Origin of the sequence: uncultured Paracoccus sp. (genome assembly GCF_937873615.1) — a bacterium.
Lineage (GTDB): Bacteria > Pseudomonadota > Alphaproteobacteria > Rhodobacterales > Rhodobacteraceae > Paracoccus.
Map to the genome: position 1 here is coordinate 1 of NZ_CALMYP010000026.1, position 5,600 is coordinate 5,600.

Below are 5,600 nucleotides of genomic sequence, written 5' to 3' on the forward strand. Positions count from 1 at the left end.
TCCTGAACAACCAGGGCGAACCGGTCGGCACCCGTATCTTCGGGCCGGTCGTGCGCGAGCTGCGCGCGAAGAACTTCATGAAGATCATCTCGCTCGCCCCGGAGGTGCTGTAATGGCTGCCAAGCTGAAGAAAGGCGACAAGGTCGTCGTCCTGGCCGGCAAGGACAAGGGCCGTCAGGGTGAGATTACCCAGGTTCTGCCGAAAGAGGGCAAGGCCGTGGTCGATGGCGTGAACATCGCGCTGCGCCACACCCGCCAGTCGCAGAATTCGCAGGGCGGCCGCGTTCCCAAGAACATGCCGATCGACCTGTCGAACCTGGCGCTGCTGGACAAGAACGGCAAGGCGACCCGCGTTGGCTTCCGCGTGGAAGGCGACAAGAAGGTGCGTTTCGCCAAGACCACGGGAGATGCGATCTGATGCTCGACCAAGCCAATTACACCCCGCGCCTGAAGGCCGCCTACAAGGATCAGATCCGGGCCGCCATGAAGGAAGAGTTCGGCTACAAGAACGACATGCAGATCCCGCGTCTGGACAAGATCGTCCTGAACATGGGCATCGGCGAGGCCGTCAAGGACACCAAGAAGGTCAAGCAGGGCGCCGAGGAACTGTCGCTGATCGCCGGTCAGAAGGCCGTGATCACCAAGGCGAAGAAATCCATCGCCGGCTTCCGCGTCCGCGAGGAAATGCCGCTGGGTGCGAAAGTGACCCTGCGCGGCGACCGGATGTATGAATTCCTGGATCGTCTGATCAATATCGCGCTGCCCCGCGTCCGCGACTTCCGCGGCGTGAAGGGCTCGGCTTTCGACGGCCGTGGCAACTATGCCATGGGCCTGAAGGAGCATATCGTGTTCCCGGAAATCAACTTCGACAAGGTCGACGAAGTTCTGGGGATGGACATCATCATCTGCACCACCGCGAAGACCGACGCGGAAGCGAAATCGCTGTTGAAGCAATTCAACATGCCGTTCAACAGCTGATCGCGGAGGTAAGAGAGATATGGCTAAGAAATCCATGATCGAGCGCGAGCTCAAGCGCGAGCGCCTGGTTCAGAAATTCGCCGCCAAGCGCGCCGAACTGAACGAGATCATCCATGATCAGGAACGTCCGATGGAAGAGCGTTTCAAGGCTTCGCTGAAGCTGGCGAAACTGCCGCGCAACTCCTCGGCGACGCGTCTGCACAACCGGTGCCAGCTGACCGGCCGTCCGCATGCGTATTACCGCAAACTGAAACTCAGCCGGATCATGCTGCGCGAGCTCGGCTCGCAGGGCGCGATCCCGGGCCTGGTCAAATCGAGCTGGTAAGGGGGCGACAATGAATATGAACGATCCTCTCGGCGATATGCTGACCCGCATCCGCAACGCGCAGATGCGTGGCAAATCGACCGTCCGCTCGCCCAATTCCAAGCTGCGCGCCTGGGTGCTGGACGTGCTGCAGGCCGAAGGCTACATCCGCGGCTATGAAGAAGTGACCACCGAGGCCGGCCATAACGAGCTGGAAATCTCGCTGAAATACTTCGAAGGCCAGCCGGTCATCCGCGAACTCGCCCGTGTGTCGAAGCCGGGTCGTCGCGTCTATGCCGGTGCCCGCGAAATCCCGCAGGTCCGTCAGGGTCTGGGCGTTTCCATCGTCTCGACGCCGAAAGGCGTGATGTCGGACGCAGCGGCTCGCAACGCCAATGTTGGCGGCGAAGTCCTCTGCACCGTGTTCTAAGGAGGGCAGGATGTCTCGTATTGGTAAAAGACCGGTCGAACTGCCCAAGGGCGTGACGGCGGAAGTCAAGGGCCAGACCATCGAGGTCAAGGGCCCGAAGGGCACCCGTGCCTTCACCGCGACCGATGATGTGGACCTGAAGCTGGAAGACGGCATGGTTGTCGTTTCCCCGCGCGGTCTGTCGAAGCGTGCGCGCCAGCAGTGGGGCATGACCCGCTCGATGGTGGCGAACCTGGCGACGGGCGTGTCGGAAGGCTTCAAGAAAGAGCTGGAAATCCAGGGCGTCGGCTATCGTGCGGCAATGCAGGGCAAGACCCTGAAACTGTCGCTCGGCTATAGCCACGAGGTGAATTTCGAAACGCCGGACGGCGTGACGATCACCGCGCCGAAGCAAACCGAAATCGTTGTGGAAGGCATTGACCAGCAGCTCGTTGGTCAGGTCGCCGCGAACATCCGCGAATGGCGCGCGCCGGAGCCCTATAAGGGCAAGGGCATTCGCTATAAGGGCGAGTTCGTGTTCCGCAAGGAAGGCAAGAAGAAGTAAGGGGCGCAGATATGGCACTGAGCAAAAGAGAGCTGTTCCAGAAGCGCCGCCTGCGCAACCGGAACAAACTGCGCGCGATCAACGCTGGTCGTCCGCGTCTGTCCGTTCACCGTTCGTCGAAGAACATCTCGGTCCAGGTGATCGACGACGCGCAGGGCGTGACCCTGGCCGCGGCGTCGACGCTGGAGAAGGATTTCGGCGTGGTGGGCAAGAACAACGTCGAAGCCGCCGCCAAGATCGGCGCTGCCATCGCGGAACGGGCCAAGAAAGCCGGCATCGAAGAAGTCATCTTCGACCGTGGCGGCTTCCTGTTCCATGGCAAGGTCAAGGCCCTGGCCGACGCAGCCCGCGAAGGCGGTCTGAAGTTCTAAGACCTGCGGGCGGCGTTCCAGCCGCCCCGATGATCCGGGGGCAGGGGGCCTTGTGCCGGCCTGCCCACCTGGATTGACCCAATCGGCGCCGCAAGCTGCGCCACCATTGAAAGGATGCCTTATGGCAGAACGTGATAACCGTCGGGGCCGCCGCGAAGAGCGCGAGGAAACCCCGGAATTCGCCGATCGTCTGGTCGCGATCAACCGTGTGTCGAAAACCGTCAAGGGTGGTAAGCGCTTCGGCTTCGCCGCGCTCGTCGTGGTCGGCGATCAGCGCGGTCGTGTCGGCTTCGGCAAGGGCAAGGCCAAGGAAGTGCCGGAAGCCATCCGCAAGGCGACCGAGCAGGCCAAGCGCCAGATGGTCCGCGTGCCGCTGCGCGATGGCCGCACCCTGCACCATGACATCGAGGGCCGCCACGGTGCGGGCCGCGTGGTGATGCGCACCGCCGTTCCGGGGACCGGGATCATCGCTGGTGGCCCGATGCGCGCCGTCTTCGAGATGCTGGGCGTTCAGGATGTCGTGGCGAAATCGCTGGGTTCGCAGAACCCCTATAACATGATCCGCGCCACGCTGGACGGCCTGAAGCGCGAGGCTTCGCCCCGCTCGGTCGCGCAGCGTCGTGGCAAGAAGGTCGCCGACATCCTCGGCAGCAACGAGCCGAAGGCGGAAGACGCCGCCCCGGCCGAAGCGTAAGGAGAGGATCACATGGCAAAAACCATCGTCGTCAAGCAGATCGGTTCCCCGATCCGCCGCCCCGCCATCCAGCGCGAGACGCTGAAAGGTCTGGGCCTGAACAAGATGCACCGCACGCGCGAGCTGGAAGATACCCCGGCCGTGCGCGGCATGGTCGCGAAGATCCCGCATCTCGCGGTGATCATCGAAGAAAAGAACTGAGATCGAGGCCGGGGCGACCCGGCCTTTTTCTTTTGCGCGGCGGGGAAGCGGGCGCTGAGCCTGCGGCAATGCTGCAAGGAATGCATCCAAAATCTGTGTTGTTGTTCTGGTTGACGAGACTTGTGCGCATGAACCGCATCCTTAAAATCGCCATCGTTTTCATCATCATAGTCCTGCTGGCGATTATCTACATAGGCATGAACGCCTATAGCTGGGTGCAGGGTTAGCGCGAAGCTTATCCAGCCCGACCTGATCGAGGCGTTTTCGACGCGACACGTCGGCGCGCTTTGGCGGGTGATTTATCGGCTGGTTGGGGAACCTGCGGCCAATCGGCGGGGCGCCACCCTGGGTGGTGGCGAAGGCGGCATACCTGCTGCGTCGTGATCTGGCCGCGCGCAGCCTTGCCGCGTTGCGCGAAAGTGCCGAACTGAAACCGATCAACCACAGCAGCTAAGCTGTTGAGCACTGAGAACGTCGATGTATTGGCAAAAACCGGGTCGGTTCTTGGCTTACTGGTTCACGGTAACAGGAAACTCGAACATATACTAACACTCAACATCCAGAACCGACCCGGCGGGTCGTCCCCAAACGCCAGTGTCTGCGCTGAAACGGGTGCAGCCCGTTGGATCATCCCTGGCTCAGCATCTTAGCGGCTTGGCGAACCGCAACTTCTCAGACAATTTAGCATTATACTGAAACGATCGGTTTGGCAAGAATCCGCCGATGGATTTTTTCTGTACTTTGGGTCAGGTTAAGCCCTCCATCCGGATTTGCCGCGCGGTTGTGCGGTCTTGACCGGGCGGCGCTTTCCCGTTAGGTGACGCCGGTGCTTTCGGGCATCGATTCAACAAGCAAGAAAAGCCGTGTTCGCCCCCTTCGCTTCATGGGGCGCTTCCGGCGATAGGAGAAGCGACATGAAACTGCATGAAATCCGCGACAATGAAGGCGCGAACCGCAAGAAGAAGCGCGTCGCGCGCGGCCCGGGTTCCGGCAAGGGCAAGACCGCCGGCCGTGGTATCAAGGGCCAGACCTCGCGTTCGGGCGTGGCACTGAACGGTTACGAAGGCGGCCAGATGCCGCTGTACCGGCGCCTGCCGAAGCGTGGCTTCACCGCGCCGAACACCAAGAAATTCGCCGTCGTCAACCTTGGCCAGATCCAGGCCTTCATCGACGCCGGCAAGCTGGACGCCAAGAAAGCCGTCTCGGAAGACGCGCTGCTGGAAGCCGGCGTCATCCGCCGCAAGCTGGACGGTGTGCGCGTCCTCGGCAAGGGCGAGCTGAAGGCGAAGCTGGACCTGACCGTGGCCGGTGCCTCGAAATCCGCCGTGGCGGCGATCGAGAAGGCCGGTGGCAAGATCACCCTGACCGCGCCCGTCCGCGAAGACGCCGCCGCCGAGTGATTGTGCTTGTGAGGGGGCCTTCGTCCCCTTACATAAAGCACCGAGTTTCCTAAGCGCCGCGGGATCTCTACCGGATCCGGCGGCGCTGTCACGATACGACCCGCGAATTGGGGGCAAATATGGCGTCAGCCGCAGAACAGATGGCCGCAAACCTCTCCTGGGGGGCGCTTGGCAAGGCCACGGAACTTCGTCAGCGAATCTGGTTCACCCTTGGGTTGCTGATCATCTATCGCCTCGGCACCTATATCCCGGTCCCCGGCATCGACGGTGCCGCGCTGCGCAACTTCATGGAGCAGGCGCAATCCGGCATCGGCGGCATCCTGTCGATGTTCACCGGCGGTGCGCTTGGCCGCATGGGCGTCTTCGCGCTTGGCATCATGCCCTATATCTCGGCCTCGATCATCGTCCAGCTTCTGGCCTCGATGGTGCCGGCGCTGGAGCAGCTGAAGAAAGAGGGCGAGCAGGGCCGCAAGAAGATCAACCAGTATACCCGCTATGCCACCGTGGCACTGGCGCTGTTCCAGGCATATGGCCTCGCGAAATCGCTGGAGGCTGGCGGTCTCGCCCATGATCCGGGCCTGTTCTTCCAGGGCTCGGTGGTGATCACGCTGGTCGGCGGCACCATGTTCCTGATGTGGCTGGGCGAGCAGATCACCGCGCGCGGCATCGGCAACGGCA

General features: G+C 62.1%; 10 protein-coding genes and 1 pseudogene. All 11 read left to right on the top strand.

Features of this window, described 5'->3' with window-relative positions:
* Nucleotides 1–113 (top strand): uL14 family ribosomal protein (locus tag Q0330_RS08055; RefSeq protein WP_299477121.1); only part of this gene is annotated, 113 nt, incomplete at its 5' end.
* Nucleotides 113–418, top strand: a complete 306-nt coding sequence (rplX, locus tag Q0330_RS08060; protein ID WP_299477069.1) for a 50S ribosomal protein L24 — start codon at nt 113–115, stop codon at nt 416–418. The genes Q0330_RS08055 and rplX, both read left to right, overlap by 1 nt.
* Nucleotides 418–978 carry a 50S ribosomal protein L5 gene (rplE, locus tag Q0330_RS08065; protein ID WP_299477072.1) on the top strand — a complete coding sequence of 187 codons (561 nt, stop codon included), beginning with the start codon at nt 418–420 and terminating at the stop codon, nt 976–978. Before rplX ends, rplE begins: the two co-directional genes overlap by 1 nt.
* A gap of 19 nt (nt 979–997) precedes the next feature.
* Entirely contained in the window at nt 998–1,303 is a 306-nt protein-coding gene (gene rpsN, locus Q0330_RS08070; RefSeq protein WP_299477075.1) for a 30S ribosomal protein S14, read from the top strand.
* A 10-nt stretch (nt 1,304–1,313) separates the two neighbouring features.
* Nucleotides 1,314–1,712: a 30S ribosomal protein S8 gene (rpsH, locus tag Q0330_RS08075; RefSeq protein ID WP_299477078.1), complete on the top strand. Its 399-nt coding sequence runs from the start codon at nt 1,314–1,316 to the stop codon at nt 1,710–1,712.
* A 10-nt stretch (nt 1,713–1,722) separates the two neighbouring features.
* Nucleotides 1,723–2,256, top strand: a complete 534-nt coding sequence (gene rplF, locus Q0330_RS08080; protein WP_299477081.1) for a 50S ribosomal protein L6 — start codon at nt 1,723–1,725, stop codon at nt 2,254–2,256.
* Between the two features lie 11 nt (nt 2,257–2,267).
* Nucleotides 2,268–2,627 carry a 50S ribosomal protein L18 gene (gene rplR / locus Q0330_RS08085; protein ID WP_299477116.1) on the top strand — a complete coding sequence of 120 codons (360 nt, stop codon included), beginning with the start codon at nt 2,268–2,270 and terminating at the stop codon, nt 2,625–2,627.
* Nucleotides 2,628–2,748: 121 nt separating this feature from the next.
* Entirely contained in the window at nt 2,749–3,321 is a 573-nt protein-coding gene (gene rpsE / locus Q0330_RS08090; RefSeq protein WP_299477118.1) for a 30S ribosomal protein S5, read from the top strand.
* A 12-nt stretch (nt 3,322–3,333) separates the two neighbouring features.
* Nucleotides 3,334–3,522 carry a 50S ribosomal protein L30 gene (rpmD, locus tag Q0330_RS08095; RefSeq protein ID WP_147095542.1) on the top strand — a complete coding sequence of 63 codons (189 nt, stop codon included), beginning with the start codon at nt 3,334–3,336 and terminating at the stop codon, nt 3,520–3,522.
* A gap of 914 nt (nt 3,523–4,436) precedes the next feature.
* The gene (rplO, locus tag Q0330_RS08100) at nt 4,437–4,922 is read left to right on the top strand and encodes a 50S ribosomal protein L15 (protein ID WP_299477120.1); all 486 of its coding nucleotides are present in this window, start codon (nt 4,437–4,439) and stop codon (nt 4,920–4,922) included.
* A 119-nt stretch (nt 4,923–5,041) separates the two neighbouring features.
* A pseudogene (locus Q0330_RS08105) lies at nt 5,042–5,600 on the top strand (preprotein translocase subunit SecY); the annotation flags it as partial.